At 66.2% G+C, this 19,040-nt stretch carries 17 protein-coding genes, 7 tRNA genes, 2 pseudogenes and 1 other annotated feature; of the genes and pseudogenes, 15 read left to right on the top strand and 11 right to left on the bottom strand.

Annotated features, from left to right (window positions below):
- Positions 1-59 precede the first annotated feature (59 nt).
- From BLT81_RS03840 to BLT81_RS03830, 3 genes are all read right to left on the bottom strand, one after another.
- Positions 60-1,349: a Dyp-type peroxidase gene (locus tag BLT81_RS03840; RefSeq protein WP_019194506.1), complete on the bottom strand. Its 1,290-nt coding sequence runs from the start codon at positions 1,347-1,349 to the stop codon at positions 60-62.
- A gap of 33 nt (positions 1,350-1,382) precedes the next feature.
- Positions 1,383-2,006: a copper chaperone PCu(A)C gene (locus BLT81_RS03835; RefSeq protein ID WP_172812372.1), complete on the bottom strand. Its 624-nt coding sequence runs from the start codon at positions 2,004-2,006 to the stop codon at positions 1,383-1,385.
- A gap of 93 nt (positions 2,007-2,099) precedes the next feature.
- Positions 2,100-2,750, bottom strand: a complete 651-nt coding sequence (locus tag BLT81_RS03830) for a copper resistance CopC family protein (RefSeq protein ID WP_019194504.1) — start codon at positions 2,748-2,750, stop codon at positions 2,100-2,102.
- Positions 2,751-3,036: 286 nt separating this feature from the next.
- On the opposite strand from BLT81_RS03830, the pseudogene BLT81_RS12560 reads away from it, so the two are divergent.
- Positions 3,037-3,208 (top strand): annotated as a pseudogene (locus BLT81_RS12560) (transposase-like zinc-binding domain-containing protein); the annotation flags it as partial.
- Between the two features lie 152 nt (positions 3,209-3,360).
- On the opposite strand, the gene BLT81_RS03825 reads toward BLT81_RS12560, so the two are convergent.
- Entirely contained in the window at positions 3,361-3,924 is a 564-nt protein-coding gene (locus tag BLT81_RS03825) for an ATP-binding protein (protein ID WP_083337247.1), read from the bottom strand.
- 53 nt (positions 3,925-3,977) lie between these two features.
- Between BLT81_RS03825 and BLT81_RS12555 the strand changes: the two genes are divergently transcribed.
- Both BLT81_RS12555 and BLT81_RS03820 read left to right on the top strand, forming a co-directional pair.
- Positions 3,978-4,136 (top strand): hypothetical protein, encoded by a 159-nt coding sequence (locus BLT81_RS12555; protein WP_155860854.1) that lies wholly within the window; start codon positions 3,978-3,980, stop codon positions 4,134-4,136.
- Positions 4,137-4,251: 115 nt separating this feature from the next.
- Positions 4,252-4,380: a sequence feature (AL1L pseudoknot), on the top strand.
- Positions 4,270-5,196: an IS3 family transposase gene (locus BLT81_RS03820; RefSeq protein ID WP_040421551.1), complete on the top strand. Its 927-nt coding sequence runs from the start codon at positions 4,270-4,272 to the stop codon at positions 5,194-5,196. Its footprint overlaps the feature before it by 111 nt.
- Before the next feature lie 220 nt (positions 5,197-5,416).
- On the opposite strand, the gene BLT81_RS03815 is transcribed toward BLT81_RS03820, so the two are convergent.
- Complete coding sequence (locus BLT81_RS03815; RefSeq protein WP_083337246.1) at positions 5,417-6,655, bottom strand: IS256 family transposase; 1,239 nt, start codon at positions 6,653-6,655, stop codon at positions 5,417-5,419.
- A 390-nt stretch (positions 6,656-7,045) separates the two neighbouring features.
- Here BLT81_RS03815 and BLT81_RS03810 point away from each other — a divergent pair.
- Positions 7,046-8,002 (top strand): annotated as a pseudogene (locus BLT81_RS03810) (IS1249 family transposase); the annotation flags it as partial.
- A 122-nt stretch (positions 8,003-8,124) separates the two neighbouring features.
- Here BLT81_RS03810 and BLT81_RS03805 read toward each other — a convergent pair.
- Positions 8,125-8,196 (bottom strand) — tRNA-Val (locus BLT81_RS03805).
- 251 nt (positions 8,197-8,447) lie between these two features.
- Here BLT81_RS03805 and BLT81_RS03800 point away from each other — a divergent pair.
- The 9 genes from BLT81_RS03800 to msrB all read left to right on the top strand — a co-directional run bounded on the left by BLT81_RS03800 (position 8,448) and on the right by msrB (position 11,422).
- Positions 8,448-8,523, top strand: a tRNA-Gly gene (locus tag BLT81_RS03800).
- A gap of 19 nt (positions 8,524-8,542) precedes the next feature.
- Positions 8,543-8,614, top strand: a tRNA-Val gene (locus tag BLT81_RS03795).
- A gap of 36 nt (positions 8,615-8,650) precedes the next feature.
- Positions 8,651-8,726 (top strand) — tRNA-Gly (locus tag BLT81_RS03790).
- A 56-nt stretch (positions 8,727-8,782) separates the two neighbouring features.
- Positions 8,783-8,856 (top strand) — tRNA-Cys (locus tag BLT81_RS03785).
- Positions 8,857-8,872: 16 nt separating this feature from the next.
- Positions 8,873-8,944: transfer RNA gene (locus BLT81_RS03780), tRNA-Val, on the top strand.
- Between the two features lie 34 nt (positions 8,945-8,978).
- Positions 8,979-9,054 (top strand) — tRNA-Gly (locus tag BLT81_RS03775).
- A gap of 50 nt (positions 9,055-9,104) precedes the next feature.
- On the top strand, positions 9,105-9,755 hold the full coding sequence (locus tag BLT81_RS03770; RefSeq protein WP_019192880.1) for a dihydrofolate reductase family protein: 651 nt from the start codon (positions 9,105-9,107) through the stop codon (positions 9,753-9,755).
- 4 nt (positions 9,756-9,759) lie between these two features.
- Entirely contained in the window at positions 9,760-11,022 is a 1,263-nt protein-coding gene (locus tag BLT81_RS03765; RefSeq protein ID WP_019192881.1) for a glycosyltransferase family 87 protein, read from the top strand.
- A complete protein-coding gene (gene msrB, locus BLT81_RS03760) occupies positions 11,000-11,422 on the top strand; it encodes a peptide-methionine (R)-S-oxide reductase MsrB (RefSeq protein ID WP_019192882.1) in 423 nt (140 codons plus the stop codon). Before BLT81_RS03765 ends, msrB begins: the two co-directional genes overlap by 23 nt.
- Before the next feature lie 45 nt (positions 11,423-11,467).
- Here msrB and hemQ read toward each other — a convergent pair whose 3' ends face one another.
- Positions 11,468-12,199, bottom strand: coding sequence for a hydrogen peroxide-dependent heme synthase (gene hemQ / locus BLT81_RS03755; protein ID WP_019192883.1), 732 nt, complete (start codon positions 12,197-12,199; stop codon positions 11,468-11,470).
- Positions 12,200-12,331: 132 nt separating this feature from the next.
- Between hemQ and BLT81_RS03750 the strand changes: the two genes are divergently transcribed.
- On the top strand, positions 12,332-12,967 hold the full coding sequence (locus BLT81_RS03750) for a DUF3000 domain-containing protein (protein ID WP_172812371.1): 636 nt from the start codon (positions 12,332-12,334) through the stop codon (positions 12,965-12,967).
- A 4-nt stretch (positions 12,968-12,971) separates the two neighbouring features.
- The gene (locus tag BLT81_RS03745) at positions 12,972-14,153 is read left to right on the top strand and encodes an HRDC domain-containing protein (protein ID WP_019192885.1); all 1,182 of its coding nucleotides are present in this window, start codon (positions 12,972-12,974) and stop codon (positions 14,151-14,153) included.
- On the opposite strand, the gene dxs is transcribed toward BLT81_RS03745, so the two are convergent.
- The 4 genes from dxs to dut form a co-directional block, all read right to left on the bottom strand.
- Positions 14,150-16,087 carry a 1-deoxy-D-xylulose-5-phosphate synthase gene (gene dxs / locus BLT81_RS03740; RefSeq protein ID WP_019192886.1) on the bottom strand — a complete coding sequence of 646 codons (1,938 nt, stop codon included), beginning with the start codon at positions 16,085-16,087 and terminating at the stop codon, positions 14,150-14,152. The genes BLT81_RS03745 and dxs overlap by 4 nt on opposite strands.
- Positions 16,088-16,176: 89 nt before the next feature.
- Positions 16,177-17,379 (bottom strand): class I SAM-dependent RNA methyltransferase, encoded by a 1,203-nt coding sequence (locus BLT81_RS03735; protein ID WP_051011414.1) that lies wholly within the window; start codon positions 17,377-17,379, stop codon positions 16,177-16,179.
- A 38-nt stretch (positions 17,380-17,417) separates the two neighbouring features.
- Positions 17,418-18,377, bottom strand: coding sequence for a DUF3710 domain-containing protein (locus BLT81_RS03730; RefSeq protein ID WP_019192888.1), 960 nt, complete (start codon positions 18,375-18,377; stop codon positions 17,418-17,420).
- 201 nt (positions 18,378-18,578) lie between these two features.
- Positions 18,579-19,028: a dUTP diphosphatase gene (gene dut / locus BLT81_RS03725; RefSeq protein WP_196794458.1), complete on the bottom strand. Its 450-nt coding sequence runs from the start codon at positions 19,026-19,028 to the stop codon at positions 18,579-18,581.
- Positions 19,029-19,040 lie beyond the last annotated feature (12 nt).

Genomic DNA, 19,040 nt, shown 5'->3' with positions numbered 1-19,040 from the left:
TTCGGTTCAGATCCACTGCGTGTCCCCCGGCCCCTCCCGGGGCAGAGACAGGCGCAATCCTACCCCGCGCCCCGACGCAAAACCGTCTCACCCCAAAAGGAGTCCCGCCCGCTACCGGGCTGCGCCCCCTCCTGGGTGCCCGGAGGCAGCCAATACACGGCGGAACCGATGTGGGTGATCCACGTGTTCAACCGGTCCGACTCATCGAGGCGCGCCTGCACCGGAGTGAACTGGACGTCGGGGTCCTTCTGGTAGGCGCAGAAGATCAGCCCGGCGTTGGACAGCTGCCCCGACCCCGGCTCGGGCGGGAGGTTGTAGTTGTAGGGACGACGCCGGAAACGCTGCTCCGGGTGGTCGGCGGGTGGCCGGGCGCGGGCCATATGGGAGTTTTTGTCGATCACCGGCAGGCCGTACTCGTCGCGGGCCTCCATGTCGGGATCGTCGAATTCGCCCCCGCCGCTCAGTGGCGCCCCAGTATCGAGTGTCCTGCCCACCGATTCCTCGCGCGAGGCGCGGTCGAGCTCCTCCCACGTGTCGAGGTTCATCGCGATGCGACGCACCACCAAGCTGGTGCTGCCCGCGAAGCCCTCGGGGCCGTCGATCCACACCTGCTCGTCGTACTCGTCGTCTGTACGCGGGTTGACCGTCCCGTCGACCTGGCCGAAGAGGTTGCGTGGTGTCTGCCCCTTTGGGATGGCACCGTAGGCATTCATGAACCCCTGTTGCACCCACACTGTGTCCACGTAGTCCATGCCCGCCCGCGTCATGTGCCGCATCGCCCACGCGGCCATGACAGGATCGTCCGCGCACACCTGGAGGGCCAGGTCCGTCTGCCCCCACTCCGGGCGCAGCGCGTCGCGGCTGAAGGCGGGAATGTCGTGCAGCCAGGAGGGTTTTTCCCCGGGCGCGGCGAGGTCGAAGATGCGCGCGCCGAATCCGACCGTGATGGTGAGGTTGGCGGGCCACTCGCTCATCTCCGGCTCCAGCCCGCCCAACGGAGGCCGCCCGGCGCACAGGGCGCGGGCGTCTTCCGTCCACAGCTTCATGAGCCTGGCCACGCCCGCGGCGTCGACCCGGTCTTTGAGGTTAAAGCCGAGGAGGTTGAGGTAGGCCTGCGTTGGCGTGCTCACCCCCGCCTGGCGCTCGCCGTCAAACGCGACCACCGCGCCGGTGAGCGGCTCGTCGTTCGGCTCAGAGTTGCTCGGAGGGCGACTCGGAGGCGTCGGTTCCGCCCCGCGGCCTCCCGCCGTGTGCGAAGAGCAGGCGGCCGCGGTTCCGGTCGCGGCCACCGCCGCCGTCCCCGCCAGAAACCGGCGCCGCGATACGTGCGGCGCGCCAGAGTCGTGCATTCTACGACCTTTGCTTTCCGCCGCGCCGTGCCACTAGTGGCCTTCGTGATCATGGCCCGCGTGGTCGTGGCCGGCGTGGTCGCCGTAGTCCTCGTGGCCCGGGATCATGGTGCGCACCGCCACACCCGGGATCTCGATCCTCTTGGCGTCGGCAGTCTCGAGCGTGATGTCCACGGTGCCTCCGGCCTCGATGGTCGGCTGGTAGTCCATGATCATCAGGTGGTGCCCGCCCGGGGCGAGCTCGAGCGTGCCGCCGGCCGGAACGACGAAGCCGCTGTCGACCGGGCGCATCACGCCGTCGACGGTCTCGTGCAGCTCGTAGTGCGCCTCGCCGAGCGAGGTGGTGAAGCCCGTGATGGTGATGTCCTCGGCCGTCGTGTTGTGGAGAGTGCCGAAGACGCTGGTCATCGCCGCATCCGGCTCGGTCTTCGCGCGCACGGTGCCGTTTTCCAGCTGAATGTCTCCGCTGCCCGCCAGGGTCGCGTTCGCGGCCGTCTCGCTCGCGGCGCTTTCCGACGCCTCCGTGGTCGGCGTGCTTTCCGCCGGGGTGGCCTGCTCAGCAGTGTTCTGCTCTTCAGCGGCCTGATCGTCCGAGCATGCCGTCAGGGCCAGTGCTGTCAGGGCGGCGCTGAGAGCCGCGCCAATACGCTTGTTCATCATGGTGTTCCTTCTCCGCGGTGCCTCGGTCAGGCCGCCGCCGTTTGTCGGTCTGGGAAAACGCTGGTGGAAACCGCTCGCGGCGCCCCTGTCTTAGCTCTCCGCGGCCCCGCCGTCACGGGGTCCGCGGCGCTTGGCCAGAACCGCGATCGCAGCGCCGCCGATAGCGAGCACGCCGAGCGCGGCGATCACGATCTGCCAGTTGTTGGAGGAGACCTCGTCCTCGGTCACTTCCGCCTCGTCCCCGGCGTCTGTGGTCTCGGCGTCCGTGGTCTCGGCACCCGCGGGGTCGCTGGCCGCCGCGACGGGGGCTGAGCCCTCGGGTTGGTAAACGAAGGTGGTCATGCCGCGCGTCGCGTGGCCGTCCGAGGAAATGACTTGGAAACCGATCCGGTAGTTACCGGGCTCGGGGTCGAGGTCGGCGGGCAGGTCGACGGTGACGTCAAAACCGTCCCGCGACGCGTCGCCGGTGTAGATCACGTCCTCCGTATCCGCGTTCGACAGCGCGAGGGTGTTGTAGCCCTCCTGGATCTGCCCGGAGAACGTAAGACGGAGCTCGTCGGGGAACTCGGTGACGACCTCACCGTCGCCCGGCGACGCGTCTGTCACGGCATCGTGGGCCTGGGCCAGCGGAGCCCACCCCGCAGCCACCGCTCCCACTGCCGCTGCCGCCGCTGCCGCCGCACGGCGGGTGAGCTGCGTCGTCGATGTGCGGGCGTGGGCGCGGTTCGTCGGGTTCGTCATGGTGCTCCTTCAGCAGCGAGAGGTACGCGTCGAGTGTGGTTCCGCGGGCGGCTGCAGCCACCAGCGGTTGAATAGTCGGTTAACACGAGAGAATAGTTCCCGCGGCTCCTCCCGCCAACCGTGGCGGGTTAAGGGTCAAAATGTGTGTCCGGAATTGGTGATTTCCGGTGCCTGACCTTTGTGGTTTCCGGAAGTATATGCCTTAAGGGCATATACCCGCTGTTGTGGTCGTATATCCCCGGTGTGGCGTGGTTGATGTGGTAGGAGCCGGTGGTGTGGTGGCTCAATGCCGAAGAACCGACCACGCTGCCACTGCGGTGGGGAAATGAAACGCAACGGAACCACATCCAAGGGCACCGCTCGGTGGCGCTGCAAAATCTGCGGTGCATCAACCACCAAAACCCGCAGCGATATCACCAACCAAGCGGTGTTTCGACAATTCATCGAGCACTGCACATCGACCACCGCCCTGAGGCAGATCGCAGGAGACGCTGGGATCAGCCACTCCACCATGATGTTCAGAAGACCGAAATGGTAGCGGTGTGGTGAGTATCTGGTAGCGCCTGAGTGGGTACCCGGTAGCGGTATCTCACTCAGGCGTTGCCGGTTGTTATGCGTTGGTGGTCAGGCGCATGTTTGGTCCTTCGAGTGTGATGATTTCGGCGCCGGAGACGAGTCGGTTGAGGATTGACTCGGAGATCACGGCGTCGGGGATGGACTTGTACCACTCGTGTGGGGTGAACTGTGAGGTCACAATGGTTGAGACTTTGCGTTCCCGCCCGGCGAGGATATTGAGTAGTTGGTGCGCGGTCGCGGCGTCAACAGGTGTGGTGAGAAAGTCATCCAGGACTAGGACGTCGACGTCGTGGAGTTGCTGGATGAACTTCAGCCGTGTGGGGTTATCGGGTTGGAGGACTGCCAGTTCGGCGGCGAGCATGTCGGTGCGGTAGAACCGTGCGGAGTAGTCGTTGCGGCATGCTGCGGTGATGAGTGCTTGGGCGAGGTAGGTTTTACCAACTGAGGATTTGCCCAGGATGACGATGTTTTGGCCCAGGTGGCACCATTGTCCGTGAGCGAGTCTGCTGACTTGCTCGGGGTTGATGTTGCGGTCAGGCGTGCACACCACGTTTTCAAGGCAAGCATCAAGGTTTGGCGATCGGGATGCTTTAAGCAGTGGTTCGCCCCGGGTTTAATAGAGGGTAGGAATTTGGAAAAGGAGCCCTACACATGCCCTCGAAGTACACGCCTGAGTTGAGGCAGCGCGCCATCGAACTGGTGCTGCACGCGCAAGCTGACCCTGACACGTCTCGTGGTGCGATATCCCGCATCGCTGTCGAGCTCGGAATCAGTCAAGGAAACTCTGCGCGGCTGGGTCCGCGCTCATAAACAATCCGGCGCGGCAACCCCGGGTTGAATCGGTGGATTGTGCAGCAGAAAACCGCAGACTGCGAGCTGAACTGATTGAAGCGAAGCGCGCCAACGAGATTTTGAAAAGAGCATCAGCTTTTTTCGCGGCGGAGTGCGAGCGCCCACACACGTAATCGTCCGGTTCATCGACGACAACCGGGAGGAATTCGGGGTCGAGCCGATTATTCGCGCCCTTTCAGCAACCGACGCGACAATCGCCCTGAGCACCTACTACGCCCACAAATCCCGGCCTGAATCATCTCGATCTATCCGCGACCGACAACTACGCAAAGCTTTGCGTGCCATCTATGACGACAACTACTCCTGCTATGGAGCGCGCACACTATGGGCCGAGGTCAATCGCCGAGGCGATGTCTGTCACGTCGCCCGGTGCACCGTCGAGCGTCTCATGGCACTCGACAACATCCGTGGTATCCGGCGCAGGAAGAAAAAGCCTTCCACCCGCAGCGCTGCCCCCGATAACTGCCCAGTCGACTTGGTCGAGCGCGACTTTTGTGTCGATGCGCCGAACCGGCTGTGGGTCGCGGATATCACATACATCCCCACGCGTGCCGGGTGGGTGTACGCCTCGTTCGTCCTCGACGCGTATACCCGGGAGATTGTTGGCTGGCAGATCACCAACCACATGCGCACGTCACTGGCTAAAGACGCACTTGACATGGCCTTGTCAGCGCGCCTGCGTGCCGGTGAAGATGTCTCCGGTCTGATCCATCACTCAGACAGGGGCGTGCAGTACAGGTCGGTCGTCTACGGAGAGACCTTGGCCCAGTCGCAGGTTATCGCTTCGGTTGGCTCGCGGGGAGACTCCTACGACAACGCGATGGCAGAAGCGCTGAACTCAGTGTTCAAAGCTGAACTCATCGACCGTAGGACCTGGCCGGCACTGCGAGATGTTCTCGTCGCGACGTCGACATGGGTCGGCTGGTACAACAACCGCCGCTTGCACTCGGCGCTAGGGTACCGCCCACCCCGCCAGGTCCATCAGGAATACACCGCCGCGAACACCCAAGCGGCCTAATCAACAACAATAGGACCCTCTACAAAACTCGGGGCTTGACACCCGCTACTGCGTCTATCTACGAATATCTCGTCCAACTCGTCATCCGTCAACGCCGCGACCTGTTCAACAGTGGTCAGACCAAGGGGTCAAGTCCACGGTGGTGGTGTATCTGCCTTCCGATATGAACAAGCAGGATGACGGTGTCAGGGGCCGTCACGAGCTCGGTGCTGGCGTGGGCTCATGCAACCTCCTGAGTGGATTCGCCGGCATCAATGACGGTGGCTGTCATCATCGTCTTGGTCTGTTCCAGGCTGGTTAGCGACATGTAGCGTTTCTGCTGGATCCAATCATCGTGTTGCTCGGCGAGTACCGCCCCGACCAGACGCACGACGGCGTCGCGGTTGGGGAAGATCCCCACGACGTCGGTGCGACGTCTGATCTCCCGGTTGAGCCTTTCAGTGGGGTTGTTTGACCACACCTTCGTCCACACCGCTTTCGGCGCGTTCGTAAACGCCAGCAGGTCGTCCAAGGATTCCTCCAGGTAATCCGCCACATGGGGGAACTTCTGCTGGCAAAACTCAATGACGTCTCGGGCCTGGTCCCACACGGCCTGGGCGTCGGGTTGTTGGAAGATCGTGTGAAACATCGCCGACAATGTCGGCCACTGGGTTTTCGGCACCATCGATGACAGATTCTTCGCGAAATGGGTGCGGCACCGCTGCCAGGATGCGTTGGGTAGGCAGTCACCCACAGCGGCTTGGATGCCTAGGTGGGCGTCGCTGGTGACCAGGTACACCTGATCCAGGCCCCGGGCTTTCAGGTCGCGGAAGAACCCGGTCCACGACGCGGCCGATTCGGCGGTGGCGACCTGCATACCAAGCAACTCCCGGTACCCGTCGGCGTTAACCCCGGTGGCCAGCAGCACGCTGGTTTTGACGACGCGCCCGCCTTCACGCACCTTCATCGTCAGCGCGTCGCAGGAAACATAGAGGTAGGGGCCGGTGTCCAACGGGCGGGTGCGGAAGTCTTCGACCATCACGTCGAGTTCTTTGGCCATGGTAGACACCTGTGACTTCGACAGGTTGGTGATCCCGAGGGTGGCGACAAGGTCGTTCATGCGGCGGGTGGAGACCCCCTTGAGGTAGCAGGTGGCTACGACGGTGGCCAGGGCGCGTTCTGCTCGTGAGCGGCGCTCCAACAACCAGTCGGGGAAGAATGATCCGTGGCGAAGTTTCGGGATTCTCACGTCGATGGTGCCCACGCGTGTGTCCAGGTCGCGGTGGCGGTAGCCGTTTCGGTGGTTGGTGCGGGTGTCGCTGACTGTGGCGTAGTCGGCCCCGCAGATGCTGTCTGCTTGGGTGGAGAGGATCTGGTTGATGAAGTCCTGCAGCATCTGACGCATCAGATCCGGGGATGCTTGGGCGAGCAGCTCATCAAGGTAGGCGGTCGGGTCGATATGATTGGGTCCAGCGGTCATCGCGTTGGTTCCTTTCGAGGAGATGTTGGAATTGATTCGAAAGGTACTGCGGTGGCCGCCTCACACGTTCATGAGGTCCCTCACCGACAGTCACAGGTACACCACGCTAGCGGACGCAACCGACCAAGCTTCGCAGTGCTTGGTTCGCTCGTGAAATCGCGCGGTGCGAGCATCCGAGCTGGTGTTCAATCTGGCGGTAAGAACGCTGCCGAATCAGCAGCGTCATCACCGCACGGTAATCCGTCATAAGCGGACTCCTTCCAGTACGAGCCGCACCCGAGTGGTGCGGCTACCGGAAGTATCACCTTGAGCGCTGTGAGCTGCTACCGGATACTCACTGAAGCGCTACCGGAAAGTCACGACGCTGCTACCAAATAGCCGGTCGCAACAACCATGAAACGGCGGTTTTCGTGGTGCTGGCTCATTGATGTGCCCGATCCCACACTCGCGCATACCGGGCGGGTATACGACCAGGTGTTCATCGACGGCACCTACACCGCTGGCGGATGTCTCATCGTTGCCGCCACCTTGGATCACGTCATCGCCTGGCACTGGTGCACACACGAAACCACCCGCGACTACCAGCAACTGTGTGAACGCATCCCCGCGCCCCTGATCGCCGTGATCGACGGTGGACAAGGCGCAGCCAGCGCGATCAAAAAGTGCTGGCCTAACACCAAGATCCAACGCTGCCTTGTCCACGCCCAACGCGTGGTACGCCGCTACACCACCTCCCGCCCGCGCACGGATGCTGGACGAGCGATCTACCATCTCGCGCTTAACCTCACGAAGATCACCGATCTTGATGAGGCGGCCGCGTGGGGTGCCAAGCTCCACGAATACGGCACTATCTACCGCGACTGGATGAACCAGAAAACGTGGACAACCGACCCATTGACGAAACAACGCACCTGGTCGTGGACGCATGAGCGCACCCGCAAGGCCTACAACAGCCTCAACCACCTGTGGCGCAACAACTTGTTGTTTGTCTACCTCGCCCCACCCGCTGGTGTGATCAACCCCGGGCGGATCAAACCGACGACTAACAGTCTTGAAGGCGGGATCAACGCCCAGCTGAAACTGCTTGCCCGCACCCACCGCGGCAGATCCGGTGAGCATCAACGCCGGATGCTCGACTGGTGGCTTTACCTGAAAACAGAACTGCCTGACGACCCAGTCGAGATCGCCAGACAGTCCAACTGGGGTCAGGACCAACTCGCCAAAGCTTCAACCCTGACCCACAACGAGAACCACGCCGACCACGAAACAGGACGACCAGCCCTCTACGACAACGCTATCGACACCAACTACACCCACTCAATCGGCATCCAAAAAGGCCACATCTAACCCCCGCGACACGCCGACACCAGACACACATTTTGACCCTTAACCCGTGGCGCAGATGCCCCCACAACACGAAACCCGCCCACGAGCGTGACCGCAATCACGCCCTGGGCGGGTCGTTTTTGTGGTCCTAGCTGGGTTCGAACCAGCGACCTTTCCGGTGTGAACGGAACGCTCTTCCACTGAGCCATAGGACCGGTGCTGTGTTGGAACTTTACACGCCGGGGTGCCCGTCGACTAATCCGCAGGCAGGCGGCCGTTTTAGTGCCCGCAAAAAACCACGCGGACGCAACAAACAACACAGCTGCCATTCAGCGCGCTCCCCAGCGTGCCCGCGTGGGTCATTTTGCGCCCCTGACCTTCCGATTTGGACTCGTGGGCAGGCAGAGGATAATGTTTAGTCTCGCACAAAGCAGCGCAGCCGCGCGGCGGCGCCTACAGAGTGCATGCGGATGTAGCGCAGTTGGTAGCGCATCACCTTGCCAAGGTGAGGGTCGCGAGTTCGAGTCTCGTCATCCGCTCCAGGTTCTCCGGAACCTGCTCGCGCGTTTAGCTCAGCGGGAGAGCGCTTCCCTGACACGGAAGAGGTCACTGGTTCAATCCCAGTATCGCGCACAGAGGGTCACTCCCTCGTACAACAACATAGTGAGTGCGGATGTAGCGCAGTTGGTAGCGCATCACCTTGCCAAGGTGAGGGTCGCGAGTTCGAGTCTCGTCATCCGCTCCAAGTACATGGCGGCGGGTATGTGCCGGCCGGGCCGGGTACTTTGGAGGTAACTCCACGGTGGATTGGTCGAGTGGTTAGGCAACGGTCTGCAAAACCGTGTACACGGGTTCGATTCCCGTATCCACCTCCAAGCCATCAGGCTTCCCGCGCGATTAGCTCAGCGGGAGAGCGCTTCCCTGACACGGAAGAGGTCACTGGTTCAATCCCAGTATCGCGCACAGGGGGTCACTGCCCTCGACACACACAGTGAGTGCGGATGTAGCGCAGTTGGTAGCGCATCACCTTGCCAAGGTGAGGGTCGCGAGTTCGAGTCTCGTCATCCGCTCCATCGGCCGCAGCCCTGGACCCTCAACGGTCCGGGGCTGTTAGCGTTGCGGCATGGACATTTCCACGCTCATCGGCCCGACCCTGCCCGCCGGCCAGCCCGAGCTGCGCGCGGTTACCGCCACCACCATCTTCGGCGCGTTCACCCGCCGCGGCACCTCCGGCGCGCTCGGCAACGACACCGACCACGCCCTTCTCCTCGGCGTGCGCGAGTGGGCAGATTGCGTCCTCGTCGGCGCCGGCACCGTCCGCGCCGAAGGATACGGCTCCTCCGACACGCCGACAGTTATCGTCAGTGGCTCCCTCGACCTCGACCCGTCGAGCGACCTCTTCAACGGCACCGTCGCCGTCGCCACGCCCGCGCACTCGCTTGACGACGCCTCCCTCGCGCCCCGCCGCGAGGCCCTCCGCTCCGCCGGCGCCCGCTTGATCCCCACCGGCTCCGGCTCCGCCCACGAGGTCGTCGATGCCGTGCGCTCGCTGGGCTACACCCGCATCAGCTGCGAGGGCGGGCCTTCCCTGTACGCGGCCCTTTTCTCGGCGGGGCTTGTCGACGTCCTCCATCTCACCGTCGACCCCTCCCTCAGCGGCGAGGATGGCCCGGCGGGGCTGTCCCTCGACTCCACGGACACCCACCGCTTCACCCTCGAGGCCGCCGAGTGGGAGCGAGATTCCATGCTGTTTTGCCGCTACCGGTACGGTTAGTCACGTGACAACGAGCCGACTCGAGACGATCTGGACCGCCCCGGCCCCGCTTCCCACCGCGCCCCCGCGGCGGCGCGGCATCGCCGCAGGAAACGCCGCCGCTTGGCCGCTCGCGGCGCTCCTTATCGCCCACCGCCTCGTGGTCCTCGCCTGGGCGGGCTCGGTGACCGACGATTTCACCACCGTGTGGTCCGCCGCCCGCCGCTTCGTCGAGCGCGTGCCCGTCTACAACGAGGTCTACCACCACGTCGACCCGCATTACCTCTACAGCCCCGGCGCCACGCTGCTGCTGTCACCGCTCGGCCTGTCCCCCACCCCCGAGGCGGTGCGCCCCCTGTTCGTGCTGGCCAACGCGGTCGCCATCATCCTTGCACTGGCGTGGCTGACGCGGATGGCGGGATTCACGCTCAGCCACACCGTCTTTCCGGTCGCACTCGCGCTCGGCTTCGCCACCGAGGCCGTCACCAACACCCTCGTCTTTGCCAACATCAACGGCATTCTCTTACTCGGGCTCGTGGCGTTTCTCTGGGCGTTGTTAAACCGGCGGGAGTGGATCGCCGGCATCGTCCTCGGGCTGTGTGTGCTTATCAAGCCCATGTTCGCACCGCTGCTTGTGCTGCCGCTCATGCGGCTGCACTGGCGTGCCCTCGCAGCGGGCGTCGCCGTGCCTCTTCTGTTCAACGTCGTCGCCTGGCCCGTGACCCCGGGAACCGGCGACTACGTCGACCGGCTTGTGCCCTACCTCGGGCAGACGCGCGACTACGCCAACTCCTCGCTCGCCGGCTTCGCCGTCTATTTCGGGGCGCCCGGTTGGCTGCACGCCATTCTTTTTATTCTCTGTGCCGCCGCCGTCGTCGCCGCGCTCGTCGCCCTGGCTCGCTTCCGATGGTCGGAGGGCTTCATGTGGGCGTCGACAAGCTCGAGCCTGCTCATCGCGGGTGTTTGCCTGTTGTCCTCGCTGGGCCAGGCCTACTACTCGATGATGCTGTTCCCCGCGATCTTCACCGTGCTGGGCCGAGTCAGCCCGATGCACTTCTCGGCGACGTGGGTGGGAATTATTCTGTGCCTATCTCCGTTGCGCTGGGAGAGCCCGCGATTCCCCGACCTCGGGGTGTGGCTGGGGACGTTCCTCCCCACAGCCGGGTGGGCAATTTTCATACTCTCTGTCGCTGCGTGGGCCGTGGCCACCGCGGCTACCGCGGCCACCGCCCCCGCACGCGAAACCGACACAGAAAGGGCCGCTCATGCTCGATCCCTCGAACTTTAAGGACTATACCGATACGCAATGGCGCGAAAAGCTCTCGCCAGAGGAGTATCACGTCCTGCGCGAGGCTGGCACGGAGCGCCCCGGCATTGGCGAGTACACGAACACCACCACCGAGGGCATCTACCGCTGCCGCGCCTGCAACGCCGAGCTGTTCCGTTCGACCGAGAAGTTCCCCTCGCACTGCGGCTGGCCGACGTTTTTCACCCCGCTCGCCGGCGACTCCGTGATTGAACGCGAGGACCACTCCTACGGCATGGTGCGCACCGAGGTCCTGTGCGCGAACTGTCACTCCCACCTCGGCCACGTCTTCGCGGGCGAGGGCTACGACACCCCGACCGACCTGCGCTATTGCATCAACTCCATCTCGCTGACTCTGGAGGAGAAGCCGGTCGAGGAGTAGCACAGGCTCACCGATCCCGTGCGGTGCCGGGGGGCCGATACGCCTTTAGGGCAGAACAGCGATGATGTCGCCGATATCCGCCACGCGGCGGCCGGTCTGGAACGGCACCTCTTCTCGCACGTGCAGGCGGGCCTCCGTGTAGCGCATCTTGTGCATCAGGTCTTCGATGCGGGCAAGCTCTGCGGCCTCGAAGGCGAGCATCCACTCGTAGTCGCCGAGGGCGAAAGAGGCGACGGTGTTGGCGCGCACGTCGCCGTGGTCGGCCGCGGCACGGCCGTGCTCGGCGAGGATGCGGCGGCGGTCCTCCGGCGGCAGGATGTACCAGTCGTAGGAGCGCACGAACGGGTAGACCGTGATCCACTCCTGGGGCTGCTCGCCCATGATGAAGGCCGGCAGGTGCGCCTTGTTGAACTCCGCCGGGCGGTGCAGGCCGTTGCCGATCCACCCGAGCTCGACGACTTGGCCGAGGGTGGTCTCCCGGCGGAAATCCGCCAGCGCCTTCTGAATCTGCTCGAAGTTCTCCGCGTGCCACCAGATCATGAAGTCGGACTCGGGGCGCGTGCCGGTCACGTCGTAAATGCCGCGCACGGTGACCTCGCCGGCCGCCTCAAGGTCCGCGAAGAAGCGCTGCGCCTGCGCGGTGATCTCCGAGCGCTCGGTGCCCAGCGCCCCCGGGATTGCGCGGAAGGTGACCCATTGGGTGTAGCGCTGCACCTTGTTCAGTGCCTCGTAGTCGATGTCGCCGGCGTTACCAGCGTGCTCCGCGTTTTCAGCCATGCCAGACCAACCTTTCCCACCCCGCGGGGTGTATCAAACTAAAGTCTGAATCTACTGTACTCCCTAGCCACGTGCTCGCCCCACGGCGCGCCTTCCCCGGCCCCCCGGGGAGGGTGGGTTACCGTGAACGGCGTGACACACTCCGACACCCCCTCCTCCAACCCCGGGCTGGCTGCCGCCGGGGAAAGCGGCCCGGGTCACGCCACCCCGGCGGAGTTCACCGCCGCCGCGGAGTCCATGCACGCGGCGCGGCTGCGCTCCGAGATCACCCTCGGCGAGATCCGCCCGCCGCAGCGCCCCGCGCCATTCAGCCACGCGATCGGTCTCGAAGTTGAAAGGGGAGACCTCAACTCGCACGTGCCCACGGATTCCGAGGGTGACGCCTTCGGCCGCCTCATCCTGCTGCACTCCCCCGACTCCGAGGAGGCGTGGGAGGGCGCGATGCGCCTCGTCGCCTACATTCAGGCCGACATGGACGACGCCGTCGCCTCCGACCCCCTCCTGCCGGACGTCGCGTGGCAGTGGCTCACCGAGTCGCTCGCGGACGCGGGCGCCGGCTACACCAACCTGGGGGGCACGGTCACCTCGACCGCGTCAGTACGCTACGGCGAGATCGGTGGCCCGCCTCGCGCCTACCAGCTGGAAATGCGCGCCTCGTGGACCGCCGAGGGAATCGACTTGACCAGCCACGTCGAGGCCTTCGCCGACGTGCTCGCGCACGTCGCGGGCTTGCCGCCGGACAACGTCGCCGAACTCAGGGCCCGCTAGTCGGGTGCCCGCCTTCGAGCTCGTCGCTGACCCGCACGCGTATCGACGCGCCGCCAGCGCCCTGGCCCGCGGACGCGGCCCATTCGCTATCGACACCGAGCGCGCCTCGGCCTACCGCTACGACGACCGCGCCTTCCTCGTCCAGGTGTTTCGCCGCGACGCCGGCACCTTTCTCATCGCGCCGGAGGGCCACCGCGAGGCCGTGCGCGACATCTTCTCCCCCGTCCTCGGCGGCGGAGAATGGATCCTCCACGCCGCAGGCGAGGACCTGCCCAGCCTGGCCGCGCTCGGGTTGTTTCCGGGCTCACTCTTCGACACCGAGCTCGCCGGGCGCCTCGGCGGCTTCAGCCACCCGAACCTCGCGGCGATGGTCGAGCGGTTCCTCGGCGTGACCCTAGAAAAGGGCCACGGGCGCGAGGACTGGTCGACGGTGCCGCTGCCGCGTTCCTGGCAGGAATACGCGGCGCTCGACGTTGCCTACCTCAACGAGCTGGCCGAGGCCCAGGCGGAATACCTCGACGCGCGCGGCTTTCTCGGATTCGCCGAGCAGGAGTTCGCCGACCTTGTCCGGCGCCACCGCGCGCGGCCCGCCCCCGCGCCGAAGACCTGGCGTGACATCAAGGGGGTGACAGCGCTACGTTCTCCCGCGCAACTCCAGGTGGCAAAGCACCTGTGGCGGGCGCGCGACGCCCACGCTCGCGACACCGACACCGCCCCAGGCCGGGTGCTCCCCAACCGCCTCCTCGTCGAGCTGGCGCGCACCCAGCCCCGCTCCGCGGCGGAGACCGCCCACACCAGCGGCTTCCCCCGCCGACGTCGCGGGGCCGCCGAGGCGTGGTCCCGCGTGATCCGCGACGCGCTCGACGCCGACCCCGCCACGTGGCCAGAACGCGCACGCCCAGCGTCCGACGGCGCTCCCGGGAAGCGCGCGTGGCAGCAGTTTTACCCCGAATCATGGGAGGCGCTCAACGCCGCCCGCGACGCTATCAGCGAGGTCGCTGCGACGCTCGGGACGGAGCCGGACACCCTTCTGCAGCCCGCGGTGGCGCGCGAGGTCGTGTGGGCCACCCACCGCGGCGGCGGGGCCGACACCCACGCGGTCGCCCTCGAGCTCTCTCGCCAGGGCGCGCGCAGCTGGCAGGTCGAGCTCACCGCCGCCGCTCTCGCGGGCGCGCTGCGCTCTTAGCTGTCCACCGAACCGCGGCGCTCGCGCAGCTCCGTTGCCCACGCGCGGATGGAGCGGCTCGCCGAGCCCGCGTCGAGGCCGTAGTCCGCGAGCACCTCGCTGCGCGAGGCGTGTGCGGGGAACAGGTCCGGGAACGCGAGGCGGCGCAGAGGCGTATCCACGTCCGCCGCGCTGAGCGCCTCGGCCACCGCGGAGCCGACGCCACCGCGCACCACCCCGTCCTCGAAGACGACCACCATGTCCGCGGCGGCGGCGCGCTCGATGATCTCGGGATTGACGGGCACGATCCACCGCGGGTCTACGACCGTCAGGGCGATCGGACCCTCGCGGAAGTCCTCGGCGAGCGCGACGGCGGGTTCGGCGCAGCTGCCGACGGCGATGAGAAGGACGTCCGTGGGGGCGTCGTCACGCGCCTGGACCGGCGTGGACAGCACGTCCATGCCCCCGGGCGTCCTTTCGACCGCATCGATGTCGGCCCCGACGTTGCCTTTGGGGAAGCGGACGACGGTCGGGCCGTCGTCGACCGCAATGGCCTCGCGGAACTCTTCACGCAGCCGCGCTGGGTCGCGCGGCGCCGCCACCCGGATGCCCGGAACGATGGACGTCAGCGCGAGGTCCCACACGCCGTTGTGGCTTGCCCCATCGGACCCGGTGACGCCCGCGCGGTCGAGAACGAGCGTGACCGGCTGCTTGAGCAGGCCGACGTCCATGAGGAGCTGGTCGAACGCCCGGTTGAGGAACGTTGAGTAGATCGCAACGACGGGGTGAAGTCCCCCCAGCGCCATGCCCGCCGCGGAGGTCAGGGCGTGCTGTTCAGCGATGCCGACGTCGAAGAAACGCTCGGGGAACTTCTCCCCGAAGGGCGCCAGCCCCGTCGGCCCGGCCATCGCCGCCGTGATAGCAACGATGTCATCGCGCTCGTGCGCCACGCGCAGCAGTTCCTCCGAAAACACCGAGGTCCACCCCGGCGCCGCGGCCGTTAGCGCCTCCCCTGTGACCGGGTCGATCGCGCCGGTGGAATGCATCTGGTCCGCCTGGTTGTTCACCGCGGGCGCGAAGCCGTGGCCCTTCTCCGTGACCACGTGGACGATGATGGGGCCCTCGTAGCCGTGGGCGTAGTTCAGCGCGCTCGTCAGCGCCTTGAGGTCGTGGCCCTCGACGGGGCCGACGTACTTCATCCCCAGGTCCGCAAACATCTCGGTGGGCAGCACCTGGTGCTTCACGCCTTCCTTGAGCGCGTGCAGCGCCTCGAAGGTGCGCTCGCCGACCCAGCCGAGCGACTTCAGCGTGCGCTTGCCGGACTCCATCACCTCGTCGTAGCCCGGTTGGATGCGGATGGCGGCGAGCTGGCTGCGCAGGTTGGACAAGCTGTTGGCAATACCGCCAATCGTCGGCGAATAGGAGCGCCCGTTGTCGTTGACAACGATGACGACGTTGCGGTCACCGCCGGCAATGTTGTTGAGCGCCTCCCAGCACATCCCGCCCGTCAAAGCGCCGTCGCCCACCACCGCGACGACGTTGTTGTGGCCCAACCCGGCCAGCCGCTTTGCCTTGGACAACCCGTCGGCGTAGGACAGCGCCGCGGAGGCGTGCGAGGACTCCGTCCAGTCGTGCTCGGACTCGCCGCGGCTGGTGTAGCCGGACAGGCCGCCCTTCTGGCGCAACGTATCAAACTCGCCTGCGCGACCCGTGAGGATCTTGTGCACGTACGACTGGTGGGATGTATCAAAGATGATCGGCTCGTTCGGCGAGTCGAACACGTAGTGCAGCGCCATCGTCAGCTCAACGACACCCAAGTTGGGGCCGAGGTGCCCACCGGTGGCCGAGACCTTCTCGATGAGCAGCACGCGGATCTCTTCGGCCAGCTCCCGCAACTCGTCGAGCGAGAGAGCCTTCAGATCCGTCGGCGACTCTATCGTGTCTAGCAGTCTCACCGTATCTCCGCACTCCTTTGCCAATTCGCTGGACGACGCACGCACCGTGCCCGTAGCCCCAGTTCGAGCGATTTTACACGCTGGCCCCCTCAGCCACGATTCGGCTGGGACGCCGGTTCGAGGCAGGCGACGGTTTCGAAGTGGTGGGTGCCGGGGAAGGCGTCGATAAGCTCCATGCGTGCCACCCTGTAGCCGTGGTGTCCCCACGCGGCGAGGTCGCGGGACAAGGTGGCGGGGTCGCACCCGACGTGGATGACGCGCTCTGGGGCGGCCGCGGCGATCCCGGCGACGACCTGCTCCCCAGCGCCCGCGCGCGGCGGGTCGAGCACGACGAGGCCCGGCGCCGGAAGCTCTGGCAGCGCCTGGTCGACGCGGCGCGCGTGGCGCGTCACCTCCACCCCGCGCAGCCCCGGCTGGGGCTGGGCCGCCGTCGGCGAATAGTCGACGGTGTCGACGTGCCCGCCGCCGATCGCCCCCGCGATCACGGGAACGAACAGCCCCACGCCGCCGTATAAGTCCCAGCCCACGCGGCGCTCGTAGTCGCCTGCGCCCCACGTTTCGACGACCCCGGCGTACGCCTCGGGCGCCGCAGCGTGGGCCTGCCAGAACGCGGTCGCCGGAAAGCGGAACTCGCGCCCCGCAGCACGTTCGGTGACCACCCCGCTGCCCTCAACGACGGTGTCGATGCGCTCGACGCGGCGGCCCCGCTGCGCCTTGGTTGTTTCCACCACGTGGCGCTGCCCCTCGGCGTCGACGGCGGCGACGACCTCCGCCCCGGGAGTAAAACGGCGCGCACCCTCGCCGACGATGCCCTCGAGCAGGCCCGGCGCGACCTGGGCGCAGGCGACCTCGGTGACCAGGTCGTTCGAGCGCGCCTTGCGCACGCCCGCGCGCCCGTTTCCGTCCACTCCGAGACGCACGCGGGTGCGCCACCCCAGCGCCGGCTCGAGCGCGCGCTGCCCCGTGCCCGCATCGGCGTCAAAGCCGTCGAGGACCCCGGAGCGGCGCGCCAACGCGCCGAGCTGGCCGAGCAGGACCTCGCGCTTGAACCCCGCCTGGGCGTGCGGCGCGGCGTGGCTGTAGTCGCAGCACCCCGCACCGCGCGCTGCCGCGGGACAGGCGGGTTCGACGCGCTGGCTCGACGGTTCGATCACGGTGTCGAGCTCAGCGCGCGCCCACCGCTTCTTCACCGTCGTCAGCCGCGCGCGCACGCGCTCGCCTGGCAGCGCCCCGGCCACGAAGACCACCTTGCCGTCGGCGGCTGTACCAAGGGCCTCCCCGCCGTGGGCCATCCTGTCGAGCTGAAGCTCGACGAGAGCTCCAGCGTCTGTCACTTGGGGTCGTTGTTGTGGTTGTTCGCGAGCTTCTGCAGCGCGTCCGCTAGCGCGTTCGGGTTCGGTGTCCCGCCGGGCTGGTTCGCCTGCTGGTTCCCCTCCTGCTGAGCCCTTTGCTGCGTCTCGCGCTGCTGGACCGCGTGCTGCACCTGCGCGGCCAGCTGCTTCGGCAGCACGACGGGCAGCGAGTTGCCCGCCAGGACGGGGTCGCTGCCGCGGTAGATGAAGCTGCGCGCAGCCATGTCTCGGCCGAGCGCGGTCAGCTCGTCCTCTTTGCCCTTCGGGGCGGCGAGCGTCAGGCGGTACAGCCAGCGCGGCCCCTCGACGCCAATGATGCGGATGATTCCGTTGGCGCCGGTGCCCACGATCTCGCGCCCCCAGGGGCCGGTTTCAAAGCGGGCGGGCATGCCTTCGGCGCGCATCCCCTCGATAATCTCCTGGGAGGAGGTCTCCCACAGCCCGCCGGTGCGCGGCGAGGCAAAGGCGACCGGGGTAGCGCGGCCGAAGCGGGTGACAATGTGGACCATCTTTGGGCCCGTCTCTCCCATCTCGACCTGCACTTGGGACTCCTTCGGCAGCGGGATGCGCACGGAGGCAAGGTCCAGGGTTGCCTGCGAGAAGTCGCTGAAATCGAAGTCCTCGATCTTCACCGAGTCGCCGTCGAAGGGCCCCGTGGAGCCGTTCACTGCGTCGTGGGGTATGACGATGGGCCCGCCCTCCGGTTCCGTGGAGGCGTGCTCGGCGGCAGCAGGCTCAGCGTTCTCCGGAGCGGTATCGGATGCCTGTTCTAGACCCTGGTCCACGCCCCGCTCCGCAGCCTCGTGCCGGGCTTGCGCGGGGGACTCGACAACCGCTTCTGCCCGGTTCCCGGCCTCAGCCGATTCGTCCTGCGTGGCAGCATCCTGTTTGGCAGCGTCCTGCTTGGCAGCTTTCTTGCCGAACGGCCACAATGCCATCTCTTCACTCCCCTTCCTCAGCGCGCACGCGCCAATCGACGCATAGACGCATAGCGGTGCGTTGTTCCCTGAGCGTTGTTCTCTGTCGTCTCTGTGCATCGTTACGTCGATGCCCGTTCTTCTTCTTCGACTTTAACGTGTTGTGAGCAGCGAGCACGCGAGAGGACAGCCACGGGCCTGCCCTAGCCGCCGGCCGTTTGATCAGTGCGTGCCGGTCGAGCCGTACCCGCCCGCGCCCCGGTCGGTGGCGTCGAGCGCGTCGACCTCCTCGAACTCCGCCAGTTCAACGCGCTGGACCACCAGCTGCGCGATGCGCATGCCCCGCGTGATCTCGATCGGGGTGGTGCGGTCCGTGTTGACGAGGCAGACTTTAATTTCACCGCGGTACTGCGCGTCCACGGTCCCGGGCGTGTTCACAATGCTCAAACCGTGTCGCGCGGCCAACCCCGAGCGGGGGTGGATCAGCCCGACCGTTCCCATCGGGAGGGCGAGCGCGATCCCCGTGCCCACGAGCGCGCGCTCGCCCGGCTGTAGGGTGAGGTCCTCTGCCGAGTACAGGTCGGCCCCGGCGTCTCCCGGGTGGGCGCGCCGCGGCAGGGGGAGGTCTGGGTCGAGGCGCATGATGCGCACGGAGAGAGTATCTTCGCCAATCACCCCGCCCAC

This window comes from Corynebacterium timonense, from assembly GCF_900105305.1.
Classification (GTDB): domain Bacteria; phylum Actinomycetota; class Actinomycetes; order Mycobacteriales; family Mycobacteriaceae; genus Corynebacterium; species Corynebacterium timonense.
Note: the sequence above shows the minus strand (reverse complement) of the source record. Positions and strands in the feature narration are given on the sequence as shown.

Coding starts and splice junctions, on each gene's coding strand:
- BLT81_RS03840 (WP_019194506.1), bottom strand. CDS start 1,349: ATGCACGACTCTGGCGCGCCGCACGTATCGCGGCGCCGGTTTCTGGCG.
- BLT81_RS03835 (WP_172812372.1), bottom strand. CDS start 2,006: ATGAACAAGCGTATTGGCGCGGCTCTCAGCGCCGCCCTGACAGCACTG.
- BLT81_RS03830 (WP_019194504.1), bottom strand. CDS start 2,750: ATGACGAACCCGACGAACCGCGCCCACGCCCGCACATCGACGACGCAG.
- BLT81_RS12555 (WP_155860854.1), top strand. CDS start 3,978: ATGCCCTCGAAGTACACGCCTGAGTTGAGGCAGCGCGCCATCGAACTG.
- BLT81_RS03815 (WP_083337246.1), bottom strand. CDS start 6,655: ATGACCGCTGGACCCAATCATATCGACCCGACCGCCTACCTTGATGAG.
- BLT81_RS03770 (WP_019192880.1), top strand. CDS start 9,105: ATGGACATTTCCACGCTCATCGGCCCGACCCTGCCCGCCGGCCAGCCC.
- msrB (WP_019192882.1), top strand. CDS start 11,000: ATGCTCGATCCCTCGAACTTTAAGGACTATACCGATACGCAATGGCGC.
- hemQ (WP_019192883.1), bottom strand. CDS start 12,199: ATGGCTGAAAACGCGGAGCACGCTGGTAACGCCGGCGACATCGACTAC.
- BLT81_RS03735 (WP_051011414.1), bottom strand. CDS start 17,379: ATGGCCCACGGCGGGGAGGCCCTTGGTACAGCCGCCGACGGCAAGGTG.
- BLT81_RS03730 (WP_019192888.1), bottom strand. CDS start 18,377: ATGGCATTGTGGCCGTTCGGCAAGAAAGCTGCCAAGCAGGACGCTGCC.